Source organism: Paenibacillus sp. FSL R10-2782 (assembly GCF_038592985.1).
GTDB lineage: Bacteria > Bacillota > Bacilli > Paenibacillales > Paenibacillaceae > Paenibacillus > Paenibacillus terrae_C.
Map to the genome: position 1 here is coordinate 3,415,378 of NZ_CP151951.1, position 25,286 is coordinate 3,440,663.

Annotated in this window: 21 protein-coding genes; 3 read left to right on the forward strand and 18 right to left on the reverse strand. The window is 45.2% G+C overall.

From position 1 onward, the window contains the following. The first annotated feature begins 40 nt into the window (after positions 1 to 40). Complete coding sequence (locus NST83_RS15445; protein WP_342414816.1) at positions 41 to 1,804, forward strand: HAMP domain-containing methyl-accepting chemotaxis protein; 1,764 nt, start codon at positions 41 to 43, stop codon at positions 1,802 to 1,804. 90 nt (positions 1,805 to 1,894) lie between these two features. Here NST83_RS15445 and NST83_RS15450 read toward each other — a convergent pair whose 3' ends face one another. The 7 genes from NST83_RS15450 to NST83_RS15480 form a co-directional block, all read right to left on the reverse strand. After that, positions 1,895 to 2,947, reverse strand: a complete 1,053-nt coding sequence (locus NST83_RS15450; RefSeq protein WP_342414817.1) for a glycosyl hydrolase 53 family protein — start codon at positions 2,945 to 2,947, stop codon at positions 1,895 to 1,897. Between the two features lie 90 nt (positions 2,948 to 3,037). After that, positions 3,038 to 5,137, reverse strand: coding sequence for a beta-galactosidase (locus NST83_RS15455; RefSeq protein ID WP_342414818.1), 2,100 nt, complete (start codon positions 5,135 to 5,137; stop codon positions 3,038 to 3,040). A gap of 30 nt (positions 5,138 to 5,167) precedes the next feature. After that, positions 5,168 to 6,046, reverse strand: a complete 879-nt coding sequence (locus NST83_RS15460) for a carbohydrate ABC transporter permease (RefSeq protein ID WP_342414819.1) — start codon at positions 6,044 to 6,046, stop codon at positions 5,168 to 5,170. 27 nt (positions 6,047 to 6,073) lie between these two features. Beyond that, entirely contained in the window at positions 6,074 to 6,964 is an 891-nt protein-coding gene (locus tag NST83_RS15465) for an ABC transporter permease subunit (RefSeq protein ID WP_283652426.1), read from the reverse strand. Positions 6,965 to 7,200: 236 nt separating this feature from the next. Further along, positions 7,201 to 8,883 carry a sugar ABC transporter gene (locus tag NST83_RS15470; RefSeq protein WP_342414820.1) on the reverse strand — a complete coding sequence of 561 codons (1,683 nt, stop codon included), beginning with the start codon at positions 8,881 to 8,883 and terminating at the stop codon, positions 7,201 to 7,203. Positions 8,884 to 9,015: 132 nt separating this feature from the next. Continuing rightward, positions 9,016 to 10,713, reverse strand: coding sequence for a response regulator (locus NST83_RS15475; protein WP_342414821.1), 1,698 nt, complete (start codon positions 10,711 to 10,713; stop codon positions 9,016 to 9,018). Next, positions 10,688 to 12,514, reverse strand: a complete 1,827-nt coding sequence (locus NST83_RS15480) for a sensor histidine kinase (RefSeq protein WP_342414822.1) — start codon at positions 12,512 to 12,514, stop codon at positions 10,688 to 10,690. The genes NST83_RS15475 and NST83_RS15480 overlap by 26 nt, the downstream gene beginning before the upstream one ends. Before the next feature lie 116 nt (positions 12,515 to 12,630). On the opposite strand from NST83_RS15480, the gene NST83_RS15485 reads away from it, so the two are divergent. Next, on the forward strand, positions 12,631 to 12,831 hold the full coding sequence (locus tag NST83_RS15485) for a hypothetical protein (RefSeq protein WP_013310961.1): 201 nt from the start codon (positions 12,631 to 12,633) through the stop codon (positions 12,829 to 12,831). A gap of 25 nt (positions 12,832 to 12,856) precedes the next feature. Here NST83_RS15485 and NST83_RS15490 read toward each other — a convergent pair whose 3' ends face one another. Next, complete coding sequence (locus tag NST83_RS15490; protein ID WP_137063669.1) at positions 12,857 to 13,294, reverse strand: NucA/NucB deoxyribonuclease domain-containing protein; 438 nt, start codon at positions 13,292 to 13,294, stop codon at positions 12,857 to 12,859. 456 nt (positions 13,295 to 13,750) lie between these two features. Here NST83_RS15490 and NST83_RS15495 point away from each other — a divergent pair, with 456 nt between their 5' ends. Further along, positions 13,751 to 14,053, forward strand: coding sequence for a hypothetical protein (locus tag NST83_RS15495; protein WP_137063670.1), 303 nt, complete (start codon positions 13,751 to 13,753; stop codon positions 14,051 to 14,053). Between the two features lie 76 nt (positions 14,054 to 14,129). On the opposite strand, the gene NST83_RS15500 is transcribed toward NST83_RS15495, so the two are convergent. The 10 genes from NST83_RS15500 to NST83_RS15545 all read right to left on the reverse strand — a co-directional run bounded on the left by NST83_RS15500 (position 14,130) and on the right by NST83_RS15545 (position 25,252). Then, positions 14,130 to 16,019: an Ig-like domain-containing protein gene (locus NST83_RS15500; protein ID WP_342414823.1), complete on the reverse strand. Its 1,890-nt coding sequence runs from the start codon at positions 16,017 to 16,019 to the stop codon at positions 14,130 to 14,132. 119 nt (positions 16,020 to 16,138) lie between these two features. Beyond that, a complete protein-coding gene (locus tag NST83_RS15505) occupies positions 16,139 to 16,561 on the reverse strand; it encodes a hypothetical protein (RefSeq protein WP_342414824.1) in 423 nt (140 codons plus the stop codon). 16 nt (positions 16,562 to 16,577) lie between these two features. Continuing rightward, a complete protein-coding gene (locus tag NST83_RS15510) occupies positions 16,578 to 17,252 on the reverse strand; it encodes a uracil-DNA glycosylase (protein WP_342414825.1) in 675 nt (224 codons plus the stop codon). 275 nt (positions 17,253 to 17,527) lie between these two features. Further along, the gene (locus NST83_RS15515) at positions 17,528 to 18,187 is read right to left on the reverse strand and encodes an S-layer homology domain-containing protein (protein WP_342414826.1); all 660 of its coding nucleotides are present in this window, start codon (positions 18,185 to 18,187) and stop codon (positions 17,528 to 17,530) included. Between the two features lie 119 nt (positions 18,188 to 18,306). Next, positions 18,307 to 19,593 (reverse strand): DUF4038 domain-containing protein, encoded by a 1,287-nt coding sequence (locus tag NST83_RS15520; protein WP_342414827.1) that lies wholly within the window; start codon positions 19,591 to 19,593, stop codon positions 18,307 to 18,309. A gap of 69 nt (positions 19,594 to 19,662) precedes the next feature. Then, a complete protein-coding gene (locus tag NST83_RS15525) occupies positions 19,663 to 20,967 on the reverse strand; it encodes a PTS transporter subunit EIIC (RefSeq protein ID WP_342414828.1) in 1,305 nt (434 codons plus the stop codon). 45 nt (positions 20,968 to 21,012) lie between these two features. Continuing rightward, positions 21,013 to 22,422: a glycoside hydrolase family 1 protein gene (locus NST83_RS15530; RefSeq protein WP_342414829.1), complete on the reverse strand. Its 1,410-nt coding sequence runs from the start codon at positions 22,420 to 22,422 to the stop codon at positions 21,013 to 21,015. A gap of 46 nt (positions 22,423 to 22,468) precedes the next feature. Beyond that, positions 22,469 to 22,768 carry a PTS sugar transporter subunit IIB gene (locus NST83_RS15535; RefSeq protein ID WP_342414830.1) on the reverse strand — a complete coding sequence of 100 codons (300 nt, stop codon included), beginning with the start codon at positions 22,766 to 22,768 and terminating at the stop codon, positions 22,469 to 22,471. Positions 22,769 to 22,771: 3 nt separating this feature from the next. Next, the gene (locus NST83_RS15540; RefSeq protein WP_342414831.1) at positions 22,772 to 23,125 is read right to left on the reverse strand and encodes a PTS lactose/cellobiose transporter subunit IIA; all 354 of its coding nucleotides are present in this window, start codon (positions 23,123 to 23,125) and stop codon (positions 22,772 to 22,774) included. 177 nt (positions 23,126 to 23,302) lie between these two features. After that, entirely contained in the window at positions 23,303 to 25,252 is a 1,950-nt protein-coding gene (locus NST83_RS15545; RefSeq protein ID WP_342414832.1) for a PRD domain-containing protein, read from the reverse strand. Positions 25,253 to 25,286: the final 34 nt, after the last annotated feature.

Here is a 25,286-nt window from a genome sequence, read left to right on the forward strand (position 1 = left end):
GTAAATTAAAAATAATTTTAAATTAAAGGAGAAGAAGCACGTGAAAAATTTGAAGTGGAGCACTATGTCCTTTTTTGGCAAAAATCTATTAATTTCTTTTATCAACATCGTATTAATAGGTACTATTCTCATTACATCCAGCTACATACTCCAAAAGAATATTCTGACCACACAGTTGCAAGACCAGGTTAAGGTGTTAACCAAAAAATGGGCAAATGATGTTGACAAAGCAAAATTTCAACAAGCGCTAAACGAAAAAGATTATAACGGTCCTGTTCAGCAGGAATTGCGTACATTTCTCGATTCTATTCACACACTCTATCCTAATGTTGCCCAAGCTTACATATTTGGCACAGAGCTAAAAGAAGGGAATCAAACCTCTGTTATTAGCATTCCCACAAATCTGGTTCAATCTTTCCAAGACTCAAAGCTGAATATAGGGGGAATGTACACGCTCCCTAATGAAATCACAAAAACTGTAAATGAAATGCTTCAATCCAAGCTACCGGCGCTGAGCAACTTTTACACTGATGATTTTGGTACTTGGACTACCATTGCTTATCCTCTTACTGATGATAGCGGTCAAATTACAAGTGCCATTTTCTTTGACGTAGACGCAAGTTCTGTACCTGCCGGACTTCAAAAGCTGCTTATATATGGTGTTTCATTGCTCATTCTGTTCCTTGCTATTTTCTTAACCATTCAATATGTGCTGGTAAAACGTACCCTTTCCCCGATTCGCAGCTTGATGAAGGGCATTGATGAAGTGAGCGAGGGAAATCTGAATGTTAGCATCAAAACAGGCCAGGATGATCTTGGCATTATCAATCAAAAGTTTAATACCATGATCAAACGTATTAACGATACGATGGTAAAAGTACAGGATACGACGCAAGAGGTTACAGGATCAGCTCAGGAATTGCTAAGTATTAGCGAGAAAAACAGTGCGAATACGAACATCATTAACAGCAATATTCAGGAAATAACCCAAGGACTTGAATCCCAGGATCACGCTGCGCTTGAAAGCTCCCGGGCTATGAATGAAATGTCTACGGTTATCCAAACCATTGCTGAAAGCTCATCTTCCGTAGCAGATCAAGCTTATTCCATGGAAAAACGCTCGGTAGAAGGCAACCAGGTAGCCCAAAAGCTATCTACTCAAATGGATTCTATCTCCACTACAATTGAAAGAACAGTTGATTCCGTTAATGCGCTACAGAACCGATCTAACGAAATCAGTAATATTGTAAGCATCATTACAGGCATTGCCAGCCAAACCAATCTGCTCGCACTGAATGCCTCCATTGAGGCCGCCAGAGTAGGTGAGGAAGGTAAAGGTTTTGCAGTAGTAGCAGGAGAAGTGCGTAATTTGGCTGAGCAATCTCAAGAATCCGCTAGACAAATTACCGAGCTTATTGGAGAAATTCAAAAGGAAATTGAACAAACAGTAGAAGGAATGAGTCTAGGCTCGAAGGAAGTTCAAATCGGGCTGGAAGTCACACGCCAGACGGGCGAAATGTTCTCGGAGATTTTGAATGCGGCCAATAATGTATCGTCACAAATTCAGGAGGTATCCAGTGCGACGGAGCAGATTTCAGCCAGCACGCAGGAAATGTCAGCAACCTCTGACGAGCTGTCTTCCACAGTAAGCAAAACAGCGGACAGCAGTAAACAAATTGAGCACACCATTGGAGAACAGGCTGAGTCGATGGCTTCTATCGTCAAAGCTTCCGACAAGCTTACCTTGATGTCCGAGGAGTTAGGAGAGCTTATTTCATTCTTCAAGGTAAATCGGAAATCCTAACGATCTACCTTCAATAAACCAACGAAAACAAAGAACCTCTATTCTGCATATTGTGCGGATTAGAGGTTCTTTGACATACTCTTACGTACTCTAGTTTATAAAGCCTTCCAGCGCTGAGGTTGGCTTACCGTCAGCCTGCCAAGCACCTTTGTTATAGCCCTGATTATAACCTGGGGTTGCAGTCGGCTCCCAATAAAATACTCCCAAGCCTCTGCCGCCCGCGATACTACGAACCTTCGTTTTGATGTCGGCAATAAATGCCTTGGAGGTTGCAGGTTCATTATATTCCATTCCGATTTCACTGATAACAATACCTTTGCCGTATTTTGCAATGAGATCATTGGCATTGGTAATCGTCTGGTTCACTTTTCCCTGCCAGTTCGAAGGAGACGGATACAGAGAAAACCCGATGAGGTCAAACTGAGCTCCATTGTCAATCAAGCCGCCAATATTCCAGGCTAAGGTGGAGCCATTATCTCCGTTTGCCAGGTGTACGATCGTTTTAGTACTGCTGCTTACCGATTTTACAGCATTATTCCCTGTATTGATGAGCCAGGCGTAGTTTTTCATGTTCACTGAGGCTTTGCCGTCTTCCCAGAGCATTCCATTGTTCGTTTCATTGCCGATTTGCACCCAATCCGGGGTTACCCCCTTGCTTTTCATCGTGTTCATAACATAAACCGTATGAGACCAGACCGCATCCATAAGTTGCGTAAATGTAAGATTTCGCCACGCATAAGGTTTGTTCTGCTGTCCGGGATCAGCCCATGAATCGCTGTAGTGCAGCGTCAGCATGACGCTCATACCCAATTTTTTAGCTCGCTGCGCCAGTTCTGCTGCCTTTTCGGCATTCATGTATCCGCTTCCATAATCTTTCATGTCAGGGTTTACCCACACCCGGATACGCACCGAATTGATCTGATAATCGTCCCGCAAAATTTGCAGTACATCTCGGCGAACCCCTTTTTTATCCTTCCAGGTCATACCTTGCGCTTCCATTCCTGCTACCCAGCTTATATCTGCTCCTTTGGCAAAAGCAGGGGCGGCCGAGACCGCACCTAATCCCGCAGAGCCAAATGGATACAAAAAGCTGGATAACAAGATCAACATCGCAAATACCATAGTCCGTTTACTTGTTTTCATAAGTCATCCCCCATCTGAATTGTGTACACCCCACTGTCTCTGACAAATCGATCCGAATCCCTCACTTGGGAAAACGACAGCCATCACACTCTATACTATTTCCGATTTGCTCCGCTCTGTCTTTAATACCTTAACAGTATAGGCATCCAATCGAACCTTTCCATCTTCCACCACATGATTTTCGAGCATATCCGCATAAATATGTCTATCCAGCCGAATCTCTTGTGGCTCATGAGTGAAATTCAGTATGAAAATATAGTCATGAACTCCATCGGTACGAATCGCCGTATTCACTCCATGCGGCAATTGAACATTGAGCGCTTTACTAATTCCTGCGCCATCAATTAAACTTTTGTAAAAATGACTGTGAAATGATCCGGTGTTGCGTGAGGCGATATAATAAGCTTTTCCCTGTCCCAAGCGATTCACCGTCAAGGCTGGGCGTCCTGCATAAAAGTCTGAACCGTATACAGCTAGTACCTCTGCCCCTTCCGTATGAATGAGATCGCACAATTCCACAGCTTCATACTCACCATGCAGATCCAACTCATTGCCTTCAACTGGCAAAATATGATTACGGTCGTGATCATGCAGCGCGTCAATCTCTTCCGACCAGATCCCAAGCGTCTTACGAAGCGGTCCCGGAAAGCCTCCAAGGAAGCACAAATCATGTTCATCCACGATACCTGACCAATAAGTTGCTACAAAAATGCCACCGCTTTCAACAAACTTTTGGATTCGTTCGCCCACACCGCTGCGCACCATATATAGCATTGGAGCTACCACAAGTTTGTATTTGGAAAAATCTGCATCCATATGAATGACATCTACAGGCACACCCTGCTCCCACAAAGCCAAATAATGTGCTTCGGCGGTGTCCTCATATTTCACACCTTTATTTCGCGGCCCTTGTGAATCATTGACCGCCCAGCGGTTCTCCCAGTCAAAAATAACTGCGGTCTCCGCAGGCACTGATGTACCGATAACTTTCTCCAGTTTTTCCAGCGCAATACCGACTTCTGTCACATCCCCGAATACCCGAGTGTGCTCATGTCCAACATGATCGACGACTGCACCGTGCAGCTTTTCACTCGAACCGCGACTTTTCCGCCACTGAAAATATTGAACTGTGTCTGACCCGTGTGCCACAGCCTGTAAAGACGATAGCAGATGCATTCCCGGTCGCTTCAGCTTGCTAACATCTTGCCAGTTCGTCAAACTCGGCGTACTCTCCATTAGCATCCAAGGCTTGCCTCCCTTGATTGAGCGAATAATATCATGCATCATAGCCACCTTCGCTGCTTGACGACTCTCATCACCTCCCCTATCATGCCACGTCGGATAACTGTCCCAGGATATCACATCCAGCAAATCGGCAAACTTCCAGTAATTCAGTCCTTCAAAAAACTCCATAAGATTGGTCGTAACCGGAATTTCCGGGTTGGCTGCCTTGAGCGGTACAATCTCATTTTCAATAAAATCTGCGGTCTGATCGGTCACGAAGCGTCTCCAGTCCAAATTCATAGCATGGACTTGTGTTTCACCGTGAGGGGCCGGAGACTCGATTTGGCTCCAATCCGTAACCGTGTGACTCCAAAAGGTCGACCACCATGCGTGATTAAGCTTATCCAGCGTACCGTATTTATCCTTCACCCAAACACGAAATGCCTCCTGACAATAATCACAGTGACAATCCCCCCCAAATTCATTGGAAATATGCCAACCGATGACAGCCGGATGATTTGCATAACGCTCAGCCAGCTTCGTATTCATGATACGTACTTTTTCCCGGTAGACAGGCGACGTAGAACAGTGATTATGACGAAACCCGTGCAAGTTACGGACACGGTTAGCCTCCACACGCAGTACCTCTGGATATTTTTGCGACATCCAGGCCGGTCTTGCTCCACTAGGAGTAGCCAAAAACGCATAGATCCCGTTCTCAGCAAACGAATCCAGGATACGGTCCAGCCATTCGAACGTGAATACGCCTTCCTCAGGCTCCAATGCCACCCAGGAAAAAATACCTACGGACATCACGTTACATTTAGCCAGTTTCATCAGACGAATATCCTCTTTTAGCACCTCGGGATAATGCTGCCATTGCTCTGGGTTATAATCCGCCCCATGCAGCATACGTGGAACTCGCTCACTGATTGGCGGGTATTTGATTATGTTTTGCTGTAACACTATAAATCATCTCCTTTTAATCAATGCGGTTTACTCTTTGACAGAACCAAGCGTCATACCTTTAACAAAATACTTTTGTAAAAATGGATATACAATCAGAATAGGCGCTGCACCAATAAAAATTTGCGCTGCATTCACTGTCGTTTGCGAAAGCAACTCCATCTCTTTGGGACTCATACTCATAGAACTCATATCCTTCTGAATGATTACCGTTTGCAGGAATGTAGCCAATGGATAATCCTTAGCATTGCTCAAATAAAGCAGGCCGTCAAACCATGAGTTCCAGTGAAATACCATACTAAACAAAGCAATCGTCGCAATAGATGGCAGGGATATCGGCAAAAATATACTAAACAAGGTCCGAAAATGACCTGCCCCGTCAATCAGTGCGGCCTCCTCCATCTCTTTGGGTATTCCTCTAAAAAAGTTCAACATGAGGATTACCAGAAATGTATTGACCGCTCCTGGCAAAACAAGAACCCAAAAGCTGTCCATTAGATGAATCTTTTGAATAACCATATAGAATGGAACCAGGCCACCGTTAAAAACCATACTGAATACGAATAGCCATGAATAAACGTTTCGACTACGGAACACAGATGTTTCCTTCGAAAGTGGATAAGCAGCTAAGAAGGTAATGAGTAGCGTCAAGCCAGTTCCCAGCACGGTCCGGAGAACAGAGATCCAGATAGAGTGCAGAAAAATAGGATTATTCATCGTCTTCTTGTAGGCTTCTAATGAAAATTGCACCGGCCACAGTCCAACGAGATTGGCATCTGCTGCTGATTTGGCACTAAATGATACCGCCAATACATGAATCAGCGGAACGATACACATGATGGATAAAAACACAAGCAAACAAATATTAAACACATTGAAGATGCGATATGCCGTTGTTTTATGATACATGACTCTCCCTCTTTCAGCCTCGTGGAATCAAAATATGCGGTAGCCTGCCCATTTGTAAGCAAGTCGATAAGATATCAGAATAAGAACCATACTAATAACGGATTTGAACAACCCGATGGCGGTAGCAAAGCCCATTTCCCCATTAATTAAGGCTGTCCGGTAGACGAACGTGTCAATAATATCGCCTTTTTGGTATACCAACGGATTATAAAGGTTAAAAATCTGGTCAAAACCGGCATTCAGGACATTGCCGAGTGCAAGCGTACCGACAACCACCACCATAGGAATCAGCGAAGGTACAGTAATGTGTAGCGTCTGTCTCCAGCGGCTTGCCCCATCCATCTCGGATGCTTCGTACAACGAAGGATTAATGCCCGCCAATGCGGCGAGAAATACGATGGTGTTGTAGCCAAACTCCTTCCATATATCCGACACAATGACAGTAAAGCGAAACCAGTTATTATCTCCTAGAAAAAAAATGGGCTGGATCCCGAAACTCCCGAGAATACGGTTCATAAATCCATCTGTAGCCAACAGATCAACCAAAATCCCACCCAAGATTACCCACGACAGAAAGTGTGGCAGGTAGACCAGTGTCTGAATGGAACGCTGAAGTCCAACCTTGCGGATTTCATTGAGAAGTATAGCAAAAACAAACGGAATCAGTAGATTGAAAAACATCTTTAATACTGCGATAATGAGCGTATTCCAGACGACCTGAAGACTGTCTTCCCTTTGAAACAAAAATCGAAAATTGTCTAGTCCAACCCACTCGGAACCGGTTATGCCGAGCCAAGGCTTGTAATTTTGAAAGGCCATCACAATGCCGCCCATCGGAATGTAGCTAAATACAATTAAGAAAATGATGGCTGGCAGCAGCATAATATGAAATGGCCACGTACGTTGCAGACTTCTCATTGCAGTTCCTCCTGTAACTCTCATGTTATACTTCAATTATAGAGACGTTTCCGCTGTCCCGACAGTTCAAAAAACCAACATACATGGCACAAAAGCAATCATTTTTTAGTCTCACCATGGGAGTGAAAGTATATCTCGTATTCATAAAGATAACGCATTCATTTCTAATTGCTTCTGGTAATCTGTATTAAAAAGGCTGCCCGTTTGGGCAGCCTTTCTACCAGTTTTAACTGTTACTACTTTTCAATGCTTTTATACCATTCGTTCACTTCATTTGTAATTTGTTCGCCTCCGGCAGTCTTCCACGTCTGCACGAAGGTGTCAAAGGCCGAAATCGGCTGTTTACCATAAATAATTTCATTGAAGGTCTGGTTTTCGATTTTGTCCAGATAGTCCTTTTTGGCCTTCATCGTTGGGGTAGTAGGCCCCGTGAACTGATCCTTCATGGAGATGTCCTTTTGTTCCATCAACACCTTGGCAGCCGCAGGAGTATCTTTCCCGTAATTAACCATTACATCCTTCTCTAGACGGGTCTTCGCTTCCCCGCCGTTAGCCAAGCTTAACAAAGCTTTCATTTGGGCATCAGGTATACGCGCACCATCACGAACCAGCAAATAACGAACAGAGTTTACATAACCTCCTGCTATTTTGTCGATAGGCAACAGCTTTCCACTCGCATCCAAATCATAGTCGTAGCCTTTAAACATCCCGTTCGCCAAATCCCCTTCCGGTTTGGCATTTGCAAAGTGATCAAACAGGTAATTTTGGTAGGTGAAAAAAGCTTCAGGATGCTGCATTTGTTTGTTGATCAGTACGACACCATTGGTGTATTGCGTACCGTGCCGCATGGCTTTGTTGTCAGGCCCCACTGGGATCTTGATCGGCTTCCATACAGCGCTCTTCACATTTTTCACCGTATCCTGGAGCGGCCAGCCACTCATCCAGTATGGACCAGGAATCATACCTGCTGTTCCCGCGACTGTGGGTTCTGCCGTCTTATTCTCATCCCATAATGCTGCTTCCTGAGGAATATATCCCTTTTTGAGCCACTCGCTAAGCTTTTGTAAACCCGGCTTCATGCCAGGCTGCACGGAGCCATATTCCAGACTGCCGTTCGTACCTTTGTTCCACTGTTGCGGGAGTGTACCGTATGCCCCGAAAATCCAGGACGGGTCACCCATCCAAGTGTTCATGGACTTTTTGAAACCGATGCTGAGCGGAATAACTTTGTCCGGAGACAATCCATCCGGATTTTTGTTTTTAAAAGCATCCATCACTTTTTCCAGCTCATCCATCGTCTGAGGGGCCTTCATGCCCAGCTTGTCCAGCCAATCCTGTCGTACCCACAACACATAGTCGTGATTATAGGCGAAATCCAGTACAGGAATACCCATTTTTTTGCCATCCCGACTATACTGGTTCCATACGTTCGTATCCTGATTCATCGCTTGCTTCCAGGAATCCGAAGCATACTTATCGAATAACGGACCCGCTTCCGCAAACATGCCGGAATCGATCATATCCTGCGCCAGTTGCTCATTCTCCGTCCCCAGTACAACGACGTCCGGCATCTCCTGACCTGAGGACATAGCCAAACGCAGCTTGGTGGCAAATGCACCATTCGTATCCGTGACAGACCAGAGTGATTTAATATTAATACCGAATTTCTCTTTAGCCCATTTCGTCGCAACGTTATTTTCGATAGATTCACCATTTTTAAATTTTAAGGCGGGATCTACACCCCATACCGTGGAAATTGTGACTTCCGGATTGTATTTTTCTTTGTATACGTTTTCAGTTTTAGCTGTGCTATTGGTATCTCCACCACTCCCTGTACCAGAGCAGCCCACAAGGCCAACTCCTAATACCATAGTTGCGGCGAGCAACGACAACAGCTTTTTTTTCGAATGAACTCGCATATTGTTCCCCCTCAAAAAATCATTTTCTACTCTTTTATTATAAGAGGGCTTTACTACGCAGCCTATGTCACAAAATAAATATTTCTGCACCTTTCCCAACTGATCTTTACTATTCTCTTCTTGGTCTCATCTTTACTGGTCCCGAAATTCATGTGGAGTCATTCCGTAATGCTTTTTGAACATCTTACTGAAATATTGGGGATTCTGATAGCCCAGTTCGGTTGTAATTTCATAAATTTTTTTGTTGGAATACTTGAGTAGATAAAGAGCCCGCTCCATTCTCATTCGGATGATATAATCTCCCAGACCTTCTCCGGTTTCAGCTTTATAGATTTTCGACAAATAGACCGGATGAAGATAAACCTGATCGGCAATCGTCTTAACAGACAGCTCCTGACCTTTATCCTGGAAGATGAGCTCCTGAACCTGTTTGACCACGTAGCTTTTGGCGCTTTGCTCACTTGCAGACCATTCCGATTTCAGCTTGTTCATCATGGAGAATATCCATTCCTTCAGGTTGGAGAACGATTGAACCATTTTCTGCGCATGCAACGGGTCGAAGCCTGTTTGATCCATCTGCGTAATGAAGCGACCTTGCTTGTGTGCCGTGTACATAAAGGCGCTCGTAACCGAGATAAACAGCTCATATAAATGTTCGCGGGTATACCCTGCTTCCTCTATCTTCCCAAATACACGGTTCAGCTTCGCCTCAGCCTCCTCCCATTGCCTAGACTCCAGTAAATGAGTGAGCGTAGGAGGCATGTATAGTCCCTCCAGCGACTTGACCGACCTGTGAGACTGTTCTGTCTGCTCATCCACAAATAGCAACGTATCCGTCTCCTCCTGGTGGTTCCAGTATAAGGATCTTATCGCCGTCTGATATGCCTTAGGCAGCTCCTCCGGGAACATAAACCAACCTGTTACTGTGACGTAAATGTCCCCTTTCAAGTAATTGCTCACATTTTTCCGAAAGGTTTCGATCGTCGCCCGCAAAATACTACTATGCTCGTCCATACTAATTTCTGTTAATCGCTTCATTTCATGCTGTTCTGGGACATCATCTGATCCTTCTTCATGATCCATACCATACTTTTCCCGATTGTTATTCCAATTTGCTTCTATTAATACGATTAAGCAATCATGTGGCGCTTTACAGTGCCAGACGTGAAAATCGGGTGCGAACACTTCTTCAGCAATATTCCCAATCGCATACTCGATTAAGGATATAGAATGATAATCCATATCAGAAAAATGCTTGCCCATCTGAATGAGCAGCATACCTGCGGGGTGTCCCGTACGTAACATAATTTCGTACTGAGATAACCTATCTTCTATCATTTGTGCAGACAAATCACGTCCAAGTACCAAATCGTGCATTAAGTGGGTGCGCAGCACACCAAAATCCGTCCGGCGGTTATACTGTAATTGATGTACCTTGTTAAAAGCCTCCCATTCTTCCTTTAGCGAATCTATGGCAGCTGATACACATTTCATAAACTCTTCATCATCCACCGGTTTTAAAATATAATCAAAAGCCTTAAGCTGAAGTGCCTTTTTAGCATATTCAAAATCGGCATAGCCTGTTAGTAGCAAACATCGGATATGCGGCCATCGTTCGTTTACCTCAACAATCAACTCCAACCCTGTCATGCCAGGCATACGAATATCCGTAACCAGAATATCAATATCATACGCTTCCAGCACATCCACTGCTGCTAATGCGGAAGCCGCTTGATGAACCCTCTCAATACCCAGCGCCTCCCATGGAATCGTAGCCGCCAGGCTTTCTGTTACATAGCTCTCATCATCTACCAGCAATATCTGAACCATCAGGTCCCTCCATTTTAACCATATTCGAATTTGACGAAGGTTTGAGCTTGGTCAAGCTATTCGCCTGCTCTTCTTCTGTTAACACTGGCCATTTTAAAACCGCGCGCAGTCCCCCCAAAGGTGACAATGAGAAGTCCAGTCCGGCGTCTTCCCCAAAATGTAATCGCATTCGTTGATGCACATTCCATAAACCATAGCCGCTTTCCTCTTCTACAGGCTTGTCAAGTGCTGATCTCAGGGATGTTATAGCCTCCCTGCCCAAACCGAGTCCGTTATCATCCACAATCAAGCACATATATAGCCCGATCTGTTCCGTTGTAATGCGGATTATCCCATCCTCTGCTTGAGGTTCTATCCCATGCAGCACCGCATTTTCTACTAGTGGTTGCACTACAAGCAGCGGAATCAGCAGACTGTTGGCCTGTGAAGAAACATGAATTGAAAACGTTAGCCGCGGCATACGCATCTGCTGAATTTTCAAATAATAATGAACAAACTCGATTTCCTCCGATAAAGGTACCAAATCCCGTTCCTGTCTTGTCGTATATCGATAATACTTGGACAAATTATGAGCCATTGCCACGACCGCCTCATGATTACGCAGCTTCGCCATACTTGTAATAAAAGAAAAACAATTATAGAAAAAGTGTGGATTGATTTGTGACTGGAGCTGCTTTAGACGCGATTCCTTCACATGTAGCTTCTCAACATAAACCTTTTCAAACAGCTCCTGAATCTGTCCGACCATCAAATTAAATTGACGAGACAGGAAAGCAAACTCATGACTCCCCTTCGGGCTCAATCGAACAGCATAGTCCCCATCCTTTAATCTCCGAAATGCCCGCACAAGCTGAAGAATTGGCACTTGCACCTGTGAATGAAGCAGATAAGCACCAATGAAGCCTACCAGCAGCAAGCCAATAACGGTTATATAAAATAGTCGATTAGATGTATAAATCGGAGACATCATATCGGACAAAGGCATGTAGTCAATCAAATACCAGCCCGTCGTTTGGGAAAGAACGGCGTGAACAAGGTAGCTCTCTTCTCCAACTTTCACGGTCAGATTATCAACTTCATGTAGTCCCATCTTCTCCAGTTTCGTAATCAGCTTACCTGACAGCTCTTCATTGGCAGTACGATTATAGATCACTCCCACGCCTTTTTTATAATAAAAAGGCTCCTTCCGTCCATCACCTTTGAAGCGGTCAAGCATGTCCTGAATATTGCTGCTGTCAAATTCGACCTTAATAATCGTATTAGCGCTATCCAGATTACCAAGTGAAGAAAACGGGGACAATGTATACAATGAAAATATAAACTGATCCTTCCCATATATCTTTTTTTTAGATACCTGCCAGCCGTTTTTAATCACTTGCGTTAATTCTTTCTGATCATAAAAACTGGCTCCTTTTTCTGATACAACACGTCCAAGCGAAGGTGAATAAATATTCAGACTCGTTCTCCAATTCGATGAGCTTTCTTGAAGTCCAAGCTTGGTTTGGATCCGTTTGACAAGGTTAATGCCATCCAGGTTGAGGGTCTTGTCCTTTAAAAAAATCGCTTGAAAACTGGCTACATCAGGATCATGAATCAGCAGATGCGGCCAGGAGGATATCATTTCAATATTCGTATTTACCTGATTTTGAAAAAAAGTCAACTGGTTATAATTAGACTGATTCAGTTCCTTACGCAACACGTCTGTCGTTGTCTGGTTCGAATAGACATATAGGATTAGCACAGGAATAAGCAATACGATAACGATAGAGACGATTTTAGTATAAAAATTAAATTTTAACATGTGGTCTATACACATCCTCTGCACAAAAAACAGGCATACTTAAATGGTATGCCAGAGCCCTGACCTTCGTTGCCGTCAGTACATACTATACATTATAAATGGTTGGCGGTGATAAAATGTTTGATGCTAAGCAAATGGAATGGTTCAATCAATTATCCGCTGAAGATCTGGCTATTTTAGGTGCCGGCTTCACTACACTAGGTGATTTTTTTGCTTTTTTGGCATTGATTAGAGCCAAGCAGGAGCCTGCTAAGGATAATAATTTTGTGGCTCTGGTTAGGACCAAACAGGAGCCTACTAAGGGAAAAAAAAAGTAACGATACGATCGATCTCATAAGATTATTATTTGACGACAAATTTTACGCGAGTTCCATCCTCAAACTCATCCAGTTGGTGACTGACCCATGATCCTGCCCCACGATTATCCTTAGGAGCTATGTATTTGACATTTGCACCTTTGCCACCTTCTGCGCACATAGCCATCGGCCATTCGTCACGATCGTATCCTTTACGAGTGGGAACTCCTGCAAGCGAATGCTTGCGATTTTGCTCGGCTCCTTCGCGGTCAATTGTGCATATGGATGATTTCCCCGCCTGAATGGCTTCCTTGATATGCTGCGCCGTTTCAGGATAACGACCTGACGGAAATTGCAGCGTAACCTGAGACGATGAAGGCGGGTTCACTCCTGTCGTTTTCGTAAGAAGATTGCCACCTTCAAACCAATACACGCCAGCAGCTAGCAGCACTAGAGTTATAAAACTTAACAGCTTTTTCTTCAATTTCCCTCTTCCCTCCAAGCTATTCCAGTGGATAACCTTCAATCAAGGAAATCCCCGAACTTTATTTTTCTATAGCATACCCGACTCAATGAGATATCCAGCGGACAAACCCGAAGAAGGCACACCACAGGAGAAGACTGATCAATATTCCCCAAAATAAACCTTTAAAAAGCTTCATACCGCACTGACAACCTTTCCGACTGGGCTTTGCTCTAGTATAACATGTAAGAAAGACTGTTGTCGCAACATGCCCCGCATATAGCTTAATCATAAATATTTTAATTTTGAAATATAATAATTTGAAGAAAAATCGGAAGCATTCCGGAAACTAGTCCCATCTCCATTGGAAATGACAATTATGATATAAAAAAAATCACATTTTAATCAAAATTTAATGAAAATTTTCCGAAAATGATGTATAATTATTGACATAATAAAACGTACGAGGTGATCATCATGGCATTATTAAACAGAGTACAGGAGTTAAAATTGCAACTGCCTAGTGAGCATCATAGCATTTCACATTACGTGGAGCATGCGCTGCATTCAATTGACAGTTTTGTTGAGCAACATCGTCAATTTATAGCCGCTCAGGCTTTGTATGGTGAAAAAATTAACGGCACGGAAGAAAGACTGTTCCGAGATACCATTTCCGAGATTAAAGCTCAACTGGTGGCCACACTGGAAAAGACGGTTGAAGACTTCTCACACAAAGGCGACAAACACTGGAAGAACCATTATCAGGACGGCGTAGAATAAGTTGAAAAATAACCCCTGGTCATTGATTATTGACCGGGGTTATTTTTGCATAAGCGATATGCGCAATATATGAAGACTATTTTAACACTCTGACAGAGGTGGCTACAGTCTTACCGTTAAAAACCACTTTAATACTGGAATTGCCGTAAGCCATTGCCTTCACCTGTCCCCCGCTAACCTGTACGATAGAAGGCATGGAGGAAGTCCATACCGCTGAACTTGTCACATTGGTAATTGCGCCTGTGTCATAAACCGCATTAACACTCAGCACTTGAGAGGAACCGTTCGGAAGCTTCAAGTTCTTGTTACTCAATACCAGCTTGAGCAGCTTAGGTGTAACCTTGATCTCAATGTTAAACGACTTATTCTGGTATGTGCCTGTAATCGTCGCTGTTCCAATCCCTACCGCTTTGATGGCTGAACCTTTTACAATCGCCACGGAAGCATTGGATGTAGTCCATTTCACTTTGTTACTGAGCGTCACTTTTTTACCATCTGTATATGCACCGATGACCTTGACGGATTGACTTCCCTTCAAATTCATGTCAGCGCTTGAAAGGCTTGGCGTCAACGTAGAAATAGTTCCTTCTACGATGACAGGCACTTTCACATATTTATTCAAATACATAGCCTTAATTCCAGAGTTACCACCACTTACTGCTTTTACCTTGCCATTTCCCACTGTTACGGCCGCAGTCGTACCCACCCAGCTTACCTGATTCGTAACATCGAGCGTACCACCACCAGCCATTTGAGCTTTTACCGTGGGAACACTCACTTCTTGTCCGGCTACTAGCACATACTTTTTCTCGGAAGCGGTCAGCTTGAGAACTTTGTATTGCACGGTTACCGGAATATCCAGCTTGATGGCACCCAATGTAGCTGTCAATGTCGCGCTACCCGGGCTCACTGCAACCAGCTTACCGTCTGCGATTTTGACAACACTTTCATTGCTCAGGCTCCATTTTACATCAGATTGTACTGCTTTTTTGGCTCCATTGACCAAGTAAGCAGATATGCTCGGAAGAGCCGTTTTGCTTCCTGTTTCGAGAGATAAGCTCGCTTTGCTTGATACCAGCTTTTCAATGGTCGGCAATACGTTGACCTTCAAGGTCTTACTCAAACCGTGATAGGACACAGTAATTACCGAATTTCCCGCGTCCATTGGGCTAATTTTTCCTTGCTCCACTGTGGCAACCAGCGGATTGGAGGAAGTCCATTCGGCCGTACTGGTGACATCCGTTTTACCTCCGGTAAGGTTCACATCGGTCGCATTGACCTGAATTGGTGAACTACCCAGAAAGACCGATTGGGAAGCGGATGGATTCAATGTTAAGGCTTGGGAAGAGGAACGTACATACACGATCGTTTGTGCTTTGAGTTCATCTTTGCTTGCTTTAATGTAAGTCATGCCCTTGGCAAGAGGACGAACCAGACCCTCTTCCACTGTAGCCACGGACGGATTCGTGGATGTCCATTCCACACCAGATACTTTTTCTGTACCGCCCGCCGTAAGCGTACCTTGGACGATCAATTGCTTCGAATCTCCGCTCACCACCAGATTGATGGGACCGGATGGATCTATTTGCAGCTTGCTGTAAGGCGATTTAACCGTAATCGTTGTACTTACCGTTTGCTGTTCATATGTGGCAACAACCTTAATTTGCCCTTTTGACACTGGAGTAATAAGTCCCTTATCTACCTTTAATATGCTTGAGTCTCCAGAGATCCATTCTGCCTTATCGGTTACATCCTTTTTACCGGACTCCGTCACAGACCACACTTTTAATTGAGCGGGGCTTCCACCCAGATTCAATGTAGTCGGATTTTGACTGTCCCACTGTACCGTAGGGGTCTTGCTCTCCTCTGCCGCCTGGATCAAACCCGCTGGCAATGCTGCAAATAAAAACATCAGCACAGCAAGTAAGAAGGTACTCCGTTTGCTCATACGTTTCATACGTTTCATTCGTTTCTCTCCCTTAGTTTCAGCTCTATAAATAGGATATAATTAACAATCCTATTACTTTATCGGTAAACAGCTACTTGATTTGAACCCTTAGGAAGAAAAAAGGTGGATTATAACAGTTAAAGCTCTCCGTGTAGCGACCTGACCACGAACAAATGATCCTCCTTGGACAAGGTTTGTCCATCATCCAGAACGACATCGCAATCCGTGTGACTGGTCAATTTTGTGTTGTAGGCAATCAGTTGGTCTTCTTTCCAAACAGTCACCGCCGATTGAAAAAGAATGGCATTATCGAACTGCAATGGAACACTCATCACATAACCGATAGAATTTAGCTTCGCCGGATGACGGCTTCTGCGCTCACGCCCGGGAGGAAGCATCGAAATATACGTAATATTTTCAAAAGGAATTGACAACATCTTCGGGCCTAAAATAACGCACTTGTGCGTGTCATCCCATTTTTCAATCGTGCCGCGCACCTTTTGGGTATGACCGTTGTTGCCGTGATATAAAATGACCTGACGTCCCTTCCATTGACGCATGTCCTCACCTCCAGTGCTAGCGGTTAGGAATCTCCCACCGAATCGGTTCCATTCCATGCTCCAGCAAAAATGCATTGGTTTGCGAAAAAGGCTTGCTGCCGAAAAAGCCCCTATGAGCCGCCAAAGGACTCGGATGGACGGATTTCAAAACCAAATGCTTGCTCGTATTCACGAAGCTTGCTTTTTTCTGGGCATGGCTTCCCCACAAAATAAACACTACCGGCTGCTCACGTTCATTAATCGCCTCAATAACGGCATCCGTGAAACGTTCCCAGCCTATTCCCTGATGAGATTGCGGTTGTCCTTCACGCACGGTCAGCACATTGTTCAGCAGCAGCACTCCCTGCTCTGCCCATGGAACAAGGTAGCCCTGATTGGGAATGGGAGTGGGAGTGCCGATATCATCACGCAACTCTTTATATATATTTTGCAGAGACGGCGGTGTACGCACCCCTGGTCTTACGGAAAAACTCAAGCCGTGGGCTTGTCCCTCTCCATGATAGGGGTCCTGTCCCAATATAACCGCTTTGGTAAGATGATATGGTGTTAATTTGAGTGCAGAAAACAAATCTTCCTTTGGAGGGTAGACTTTATGTATCTTGTATTCGCGTGCTAATGTATACCTCAATTCATTGAAATAAGGCTTTTCTACCTCTTCTCGCAAAACTTCATCCCAATCATTACCAAACATAACTCCCGTCTCCTCTCGATATATGGGTCCCGAAATGTTTAAACTGTTTATTCACAAAAAAATAAGCTGGTCTCCCTCATCCGGAGCCAGCCTATTTATTCGTTACCTGTGTTACATGCCGAAGGACCAGGATAGAAACCATACGATAATCAGCTACCGTTGGTTCTAAATTCGATTTCCTTATTATAGCATTAACGATAATGGTGTCAAGTAACTGTAAGCCCAAATCCACACGGTACCTCATAAAAATCAAGAGGTTGGCCCAGCATAGTCGGTTAAGCCTTATGAGCTTTTAGATATTCCAGTGCGTTATACAACATAACGGCTGCTTCCGCACGTGTAATCTCGCTTTTTGGATTAAATTTTTTACTTGCATCCAGGGTATTAACCTTGTATATCAGCGAACGCTGGATGCTGCCTTGATACGATGGCTCCAACTTGCTATCATCGGCAATCGTTACAGGCGCAATTTTGATCATCGGCAGTCCACCAGCTTTTTCCATGCCCTGAATCAGCATATGGGTGAACTCTTCCTTGGTCAGCGTTTTTGAAGGATCGATATCTTTAGGAATCTCTACGCCATTATAATGCGCGTTGATAAAGGCTTCGGCATACCATGCGGTATCCTTAACATGGGCGAACAGTCCGCTGGCCTGTGGTGACTTATTAAAATCAATAGCGGCCAAGCTGAGCTGAAACCCGCCAGAGATCAACTGAATGCCTTGGGCAGCAGTCACTCTAGAGGCGGGGAGAAACTGCGTATCAGAGACCCCTTTGAGCAAACCCTGGTTTTGAAGGGAAATGATTTTGTCTTTGCCGCTTATGCTGTCCAAATCCTTGAACGGATTGCCCGCCGCAAACATTTGACCTCCAAAAGAGAAGGAAAGAAGCAATACTGTGGTCATGGCTGCGAATGCGCTTTTTCTCATATTCATGTAAGTTCCACCTTGTAGTTGAATTAGGCCGCCTGGCCATTAACAACCTCTTTGACGTAGTTCAGGATGGAAAGGTTGCAAGCGATCTAACAGAGATTCGGATGAAGATTGCGGAACGCTCAGTTCTTATCTTTCACGCCAATCACGATGACATCCCCCTCAAAATTATGCATATCAATAACCGTTACATTGTCCTGAAACGCTACCGAAGCTGCTGCAAATCGGCGGTATTCCAGGTCGAGAATCGTAAAGTCATATTCTCTGAGATCGGCGTCTAGCTTCAGGACCGTGTTCACCGGCACATAAATAGCAATTTTTTCGAAGCCTCTGGTTGAGGCAACTCGAATCTCTTCCGTGTTCTTAAGTACTATGTTCCAAGGCTGCAAATCTACCAGTCCGTATATCTGGAACAGCCACTTCGCGAATCCATAATCCCACGCTCCCTCAAATTTAAGGGCAGCCTGCCATTCATAGGGGCTATCAAAACCTTCCCCGGTAACTCCAAAGCGCTTCCCTTTTTTGTGCCAGCTCCATATTCCATGTGCTCCGTAGGTTACGCCGGCTCCCGCACCGGACAAAAGACTTTGCCATGCAGCTTTACGCACGTCGGCACGGCCGAAACGACCGTATTCTCTCCGGCTGTATCCCATCATCTCGTAGCAAGGTTCCGAGTTTAGCACAGGCCGTGTTACCCGCTTGTTGTAGAAGTCCAACGCCAAGGTGTAGGCCTTGGACTGAAACTGCGAATTGTGACCTGATTGGTACATGTAAAAGTCCAAATTAGGATCGTTAATGAACTCATCCGGCAGATCCGCCAGTCTCCCCTGAATGTGCAGAGTAGTCAAACACTCTGGACTATGCGTCTTCACAACGTGAAGTGCGGTGCGGTAATACTCGTTCGCTCGCTCTGACGGGAAGTCGGTATCCCCGCTCACGATATAGATAGGGTGATACTTTGAGAATCGGTCTGCCGCGTAACGCACATACGGTTCTACCGCCTCCAGAGGCATTTTTTTCTCATCACGAAGCTTGGCCGCCCATGTATCCGGGACGTAATTGCACCAAAGCAAAACAAGCGCGGGTACAAATCCCTTGCTCACCGCCATCTCGACCATTGTCTCCGCCCTGTCAAAATAGTCTGGATTCAGCGAATAAAAATCGTAGCTCCCGTCCTCAATCCGTACGAACGGTTCGTAATCCAAATCACTGCCGCTGGCATCCCACTGACGCAGCAAATTGATTTGCAGAACATTAAACCCCTGCCTACTTCTGTAGTCAAGATAATCAGCCCATTCCTCCAGTGAGATGTTGGTAAATGCGCTCCAGACGGTATCTGCCAGATAAAAAAACGGAACTCCTTCATTGACAAAGTAACGTTTGTTCTCCGCTATGCCAAGCTTTATCATACGGCATCCCCCTTATTGCTGTAATGACAGAAAACGGCGAATAGTTCGCCGCTCCCTTTTATTGCTCATTTATGAAGTAACGATACTAGCTCGGGCTCCAGCCGTTCCCTCCTGCTCTGACTTCTCCTGTGCTTCGCGTTCCCTGTTCAACGCTTGTTTATCAAGTGTTCTAAAGAACGGATAGTAAATCAACATACAAACGGGAATGAGCAAAAGCTGTGCAGCTGCAAGTCTCCAGCTCCCCTCAATAAAGCCCAGAGCAAAAATCGGAGTGCCAAATGCCGGGTAAATTCCGATGGGTGCAGGCAGCAAGCCCGCAGTTGTCGCAAAATAACCGAGGACCGCGCAGACGATAGGAGCAACGATAAACGGAATAGCCAGGAGTGGATTCAAAACAACTGGAATTCCGAAAATGAGTGGCTCGTGAATCGAGAAAAAAGTCCCCGGAAGACCGAGCTTGCCAATTGTGCGTAATTGCTTACTCTTGGCCAAGAAGACCAGCAGGAGAGCGAAGCCCAGCATCGGCGCATAGTTTGAGAAGATATACCAGAAAGCCAGCCCGATAATGTTTGGAAGCGGAGCTCCCGCCTGGAAAGCGTCGAGATTGGCAAGATCCAGGCTCATCCAGATCGGTTTGACGATGGCAAGCGTTACGATTGCGCCGTGGATTCCGAACATCCAGAGCACCTGCATAATGATGAGAGCGACAATCATAGCCCCCAGTGATCCACCCAGTCCTTCCAGTGGCACTTGCAGATAGGTATAAATAAACTCATGGACCGTACCGAATGACGTATGCATGAACAGACCAGAAACAATAACGAATACCATAGCTACGAGTATCGCCGGAATTAATCCTGAGAATGTTTTGACAACGGTAGGCGGTACTCCTTCGGGCATTTTAATGGTCCAGTTGCGATCGACAATCCAGATATACAATCGGGATGCGAGCAAGCCAACCAACATGGCGACAAACAAACCCTGGGCACCGAGCCACTGAAGTGGAAGCGCCCGGACTTTATCGAATGTTTGAATCGGCGTCAAAATAAGAAACGAGAGCAGTGCCGTTGCTGCGGGAACCAGCGGGTCCTTGTCAAAAGCTTGCGCCAGTCTGTAGGCGATGAAGAAGACTGCATAGAGGGCGATGATGCCAGTTGTCATCGTCGATCCTAATCCGATAATACCCTTAATGGGTGCGATGAGGTTCTGGTAAGGCTCCCAGGCAAGTGCGGAGAAAAGCGTCGAAAATGCTCCAATAATCAAAAAAGGAAGGGTGGACATCAGACCATTTGATATAGCGCTCATATAGCGATTTTGCTGAATTTTCCCAGCGTATCTTTGTAATTTATGCGATAGTTTTTTTTCGTTAGCCATATTCCTTCAACTCCTGCTTTAGAGTTTCATCTGTTGTACTATAACCTAGAGAACGCTTCCATTTGAGGAAATCACATTTTTGTACCAATGGAAGCTGTTCTTGCGAATCCGCCGCAATTGTCTCAGGTTGAACTCATCCCGGTCAACATAGACGAATCCGTAACGTTTGCTTACTCCCTGGTGGGTGCTGACCAGATCAATTGCGGACCAAGGACAATAACCAAACAGCTCCACCCCGTCCGTAATAGCCAGCTGGCATTGCTCGATATGTTTGCGCAAGTAATCGATGCGGTAATCATCTCTTACGACATCGCCCTCTTCCAAGGAATCAAAAGCCCCCAGTCCATTCTCGGTAATGATCAGCGGTAGCTGGTAGCGGTCATAGATCTTCCTAAGAGTAACACGCAAGCCTGCCGGATCAATTCCCCAGCCGAACTCCGTTCGTTCCAGGTACTCATTTCCACTCCCAGCAAAAACACCCACTTCTCCAACTGAGATTTGCTGATCCCCCATCCCACCTTTTTCTGCCGAATTCTGGGTACTGGCTTTGACCGTTGCAGAGCTGTAATAATTAAAAGCGATAAAGTCTGGCTTCGCGGCGGACAGAATACTCATATCACCTTCTTGAATCTCAGGCGTATAGCCTTTTTCCTCGAAGTAGCTCCAGACCAGCGTATTGTAACGGCCAAACACTGCCATATCAAGGTATAACCAATTGCGGATTGCGTTGAAGTTATCAGCCGCCAGCACATCTTCCGGACGCGAAGACGCTGGATATACGCACGAGATGTTAGGGGCCGGTGCCACTTTAGCTTCAGGTAACATTTCTTTGCACAAAATCATCGCCCTGGCTTGGGCCAGAAGCATATGATGATTTTGCTGATACAATTCCTTTTTCGGATTCTTCAGGTTCGGGTCCAACGTTCCCAAAGCGGAACCGTGCAAAATCATCATGTTTTGTTCGTTAATAGTTAACCAATATTTCACCCGGTCCCCAAAGTGTTCGAACAATGTCTTCGCATACGTTTCAAATGCATTGATTGTACTACGGTTCGACCATCCGCCTTCTTTTTCCAAAGCTGCCGGAAGATCAAAATGATACATGGTCACGATCGGTTCGATCCCGTATTTTAATAACTCATCAATTAAATGGTTGTAAAACTGTATGCCTTTCGGATTCAATTCCCCTGTTCCCTGCGGATAAATGCGGGTCCAGGCCACCGAGAAGCGATAAGCCTTGAAGCCCATTTCCGCCAGTAAGGCAATGTCTTCCTTATAGTGATGGTAATGATCGCTTGCCGCCTTATAATCAGTGATCCCTTGCCGGGGCGGACGGGTGTCAATAACAGACGGACCTTTTCCGTCCTCGTTCCATGCTCCTTCAAACTGATAGGCCGAGGTCGATCCACCCCATAGAAAATTGGAGTCAAACGCTTTCAATTTATGATATTTCATTTTGACCACCTTCAATGAAAAAGTGTTGATCTATTTGTACAGACGATTATAGATTTAAGGCTTCGGCAAGTACCTTTTCGCCATTCATCATGCCATAATCCATTCTGTCGATTACGCTTACCTTGATGCCTTTAGGCTCGTATTTGATTTTAAAATCGTCTTCCAAATAGCCGACCTGCGGTCCAATCAGCAGTACATCCGTTTTGTCCGCATACTCTTTAAAGGAGCTTTCGGAAGTAGCTCTGATCTCAACCTCAACATTTTGAGCCTGTGCAGCCTTCTGCATTTTCTGCACCAGCATACTTGTAGACATTCCCGCTGCACATACGAGCGTAATTTGTTTCATTGGTTATTCCCTCCCCGATAATGGTGTGATGGATACTGATGCTTCGTAACGGTTCAATCTGCTGTAAAGTTCCACGATATGTCTCGCCAGATCCTTGGTCGTAATGGCAGACATGAGATGGTCTTGTGCATGCACCATTAGCAGTGTCACTTCATGAGTTGTCCCACTCGCTTCCTGCTGGATCAGTCGCGTCTGCGATTTATGCGCTTGGACCAGTTCGTTCTTGCATTCTTCAAGACATTCTGCTGCCTGCTCCGCATTACCCTTCTCGGCAAAGCTGATGGCTTCCATAGCTTTACTCTTCGCAATACCCGAATTTGTTATAAGTCCCATTATGATTTCCTGATACTCATCCATTGAATTCACCCCATGCATTTCATCTCTTTAGCTTACAGATTCAGTGTATACGATTCTTGCCGACTTCTAAACGCAACCCTTTTCCACTAGTAGCGGAAATGCTTACAATGGAAAAAATAGCAAAACTCCGCACGATGCTTGTTCAAAATCCAAGCAGATGTCGTGCAGAGCTTTATTTTAATACAGTTTATGTTTGACAATAATTTGAGCAAAATCCCCGTAGGTTTTGCATTCCAGCATTTGCTGGATAATATCGGAGTCGTCGACTAGCCCCATCAGATGCTTATACATTTTCGCCGGAGGCTCGTCGCCATTTTTGTTAATACTGAGCAGGCAGACGAATTGCACGGGCTTACCGGACCAATCTATGGGAGATTTCAGTGTACAGACCGCCCATACCGTCCGGTTGCTTTGCGGAATAATGGGATGAGGAATGGCTACCAGATTTCCGTAAGCCGTAGGAGCAGCATTTTCCCTTTCCAGCACCAATCCGATGAATCCCTCGGAAGAGCGGATCAATCCGGAAGCATGCATTCTTTCTCCCAAAAAAGTAATAATCTCTTCTTTTGTAGTGAAGTTCTGTCTCAGAAATACAAGCTCTTCCATAATGTAGCGGAAAGTAAATTCGCCTTCATCCGTCAGCAGCTCTTCAATCTTATCAATGTCACCGCCGCCAAGCAGAGTCTGAACTACCACGACCGGAACGGATAATGTCTGCGGGATTGGAACTGTGCTTACCACAAAATCAATGCCATGCAAAGGAACCTGCTGCAACTTGTAATACTCGGTCGTGCCAGCAACCTCAAGCCTTTCACCGAACTTGCTACGTAACTTGTAATACAGCAAGCGGGCACTTCCAACACCCGAAGTGCATACGACAAGGCAGCGTTTAGGTCTGTTGTTCATCTGCTGCCTTTCCATGGCGGCCCCGATATGAATCGCCAAATAACCCATTTCCGTCTCTGGTATAGCCAAATTCAGTTTGCTCTCGATCAACTTGGCACCTATGACCCCCGCCTGAAAAGCCAAAGGATAATTATTCTTCACATGATCCAGCATCGGATTACGGATATTCATCCCATATTTTACGCGGTTTAGCGCCGATTTCAGATGAAGACATATGCCCATTAACAGTTCTTGATCCCGGCTTATATTCAGGTTAAAGTCCCTGTCAATTTCATCCAGCATTTCTCTACCAAGCTCATAAATTCCCCGATCCAAGAGCTTCTGAGGCCCCGCCTCTTCTGTCTGTTGCTCCGTAACTCCCTCAAACCACTTGTTCCCGGCCAGATGCATGGCGATATAAGCAACCTCATCCTCCGGAAAGGTCAAATCCATTTGCTTTTCAATGTGGCTAACAATATGTTCAGCGGCTCGAAATTCCTCGGTAGCCCGAAAATCTTCCCTTTCATCGGAAAGCATCGCGACCCGGTTCCCATCGCGAATACGCTTGCAAGCTATAGCAATATGAATGGACAGGTTGTTGAAGGCAACATCCGACAAAGTGACCCCGTGGTTCTGGATTTGCTCCAGAATAATACCGCGAATGAGTGTCATTTCCCAAGGGGTAACCATTCTCGATGCGGCCTCCACGCCCCCAGTCCTTTCTTCTTCAGAACGGTTGACGATGAATTCAGACATGCAGAAACGTAAGCGAACCTCGTCGCCCCTCAGCTTGACACCGTAATTCGGGCGCTTATCAATGCCGATTCCGTAAGCCTGTAGCATATGCTTAACCTCTTTGAAATCATTTTGTACGGTGGATTTGCTAATGTATAACTCATCCGCCAACTCTTCCAGCTTCAAATAATTTTCTGTAAGCAGGAGGCGCGAGATTAAATAACGCTGTCGGTATTCAGGAGAATTGGGATCATCCGGTTCGTTATACAGGAACAACTGCTGTAGGAGCGTACGAAAGCTGCGGTCGTCCGTGATTTTCAGTTCATACCCCCTTGAACGAACAGGTTGAATCGATGCTCCATGCTTGGCCAGAAATTCATCCAGTTCTCTGATATCGCTACGTACGGTACGTGAAGTAACCTGGATCAACTTTGCCAGATGCTCGCTCTTGACAGGAGTGTCCGCAGCCAGCAAATGCTGTAGAATCGAAACCATTCGCGTATTCATTCAAGGTGACCCCCCGTTCTTTTGTCCAAATCTA

Excerpts from the sequence above, each read along its gene's own strand:
- NST83_RS15450 (WP_342414817.1), bottom strand. The coding sequence starts at position 2,947 with ATGAAAACAAGTAAACGGACTATGGTATTTGCGATGTTGATCTTGTTA.
- NST83_RS15460 (WP_342414819.1), bottom strand. The coding sequence starts at position 6,046 with ATGTATCATAAAACAACGGCATATCGCATCTTCAATGTGTTTAATATT.
- NST83_RS15465 (WP_283652426.1), bottom strand. The coding sequence starts at position 6,964 with ATGAGAAGTCTGCAACGTACGTGGCCATTTCATATTATGCTGCTGCCA.
- NST83_RS15470 (WP_342414820.1), bottom strand. The coding sequence starts at position 8,883 with ATGCGAGTTCATTCGAAAAAAAAGCTGTTGTCGTTGCTCGCCGCAACT.
- NST83_RS15475 (WP_342414821.1), bottom strand. The coding sequence starts at position 10,713 with ATGGTTCAGATATTGCTGGTAGATGATGAGAGCTATGTAACAGAAAGC.
- NST83_RS15480 (WP_342414822.1), bottom strand. The coding sequence starts at position 12,514 with ATGTTAAAATTTAATTTTTATACTAAAATCGTCTCTATCGTTATCGTA.
- NST83_RS15485 (WP_013310961.1), top strand. The coding sequence starts at position 12,631 with ATGTTTGATGCTAAGCAAATGGAATGGTTCAATCAATTATCCGCTGAA.
- NST83_RS15495 (WP_137063670.1), top strand. The coding sequence starts at position 13,751 with ATGGCATTATTAAACAGAGTACAGGAGTTAAAATTGCAACTGCCTAGT.
- NST83_RS15500 (WP_342414823.1), bottom strand. The coding sequence starts at position 16,019 with ATGAAACGTATGAAACGTATGAGCAAACGGAGTACCTTCTTACTTGCT.
- NST83_RS15505 (WP_342414824.1), bottom strand. The coding sequence starts at position 16,561 with ATGCGTCAATGGAAGGGACGTCAGGTCATTTTATATCACGGCAACAAC.
- NST83_RS15510 (WP_342414825.1), bottom strand. The coding sequence starts at position 17,252 with ATGTTTGGTAATGATTGGGATGAAGTTTTGCGAGAAGAGGTAGAAAAG.
- NST83_RS15515 (WP_342414826.1), bottom strand. The coding sequence starts at position 18,187 with ATGAATATGAGAAAAAGCGCATTCGCAGCCATGACCACAGTATTGCTT.
- NST83_RS15520 (WP_342414827.1), bottom strand. The coding sequence starts at position 19,593 with ATGATAAAGCTTGGCATAGCGGAGAACAAACGTTACTTTGTCAATGAA.
- NST83_RS15525 (WP_342414828.1), bottom strand. The coding sequence starts at position 20,967 with ATGGCTAACGAAAAAAAACTATCGCATAAATTACAAAGATACGCTGGG.
- NST83_RS15530 (WP_342414829.1), bottom strand. The coding sequence starts at position 22,422 with ATGAAATATCATAAATTGAAAGCGTTTGACTCCAATTTTCTATGGGGT.
- NST83_RS15535 (WP_342414830.1), bottom strand. The coding sequence starts at position 22,768 with ATGAAACAAATTACGCTCGTATGTGCAGCGGGAATGTCTACAAGTATG.
- NST83_RS15540 (WP_342414831.1), bottom strand. The coding sequence starts at position 23,125 with ATGGATGAGTATCAGGAAATCATAATGGGACTTATAACAAATTCGGGT.
- NST83_RS15545 (WP_342414832.1), bottom strand. The coding sequence starts at position 25,252 with ATGAATACGCGAATGGTTTCGATTCTACAGCATTTGCTGGCTGCGGAC.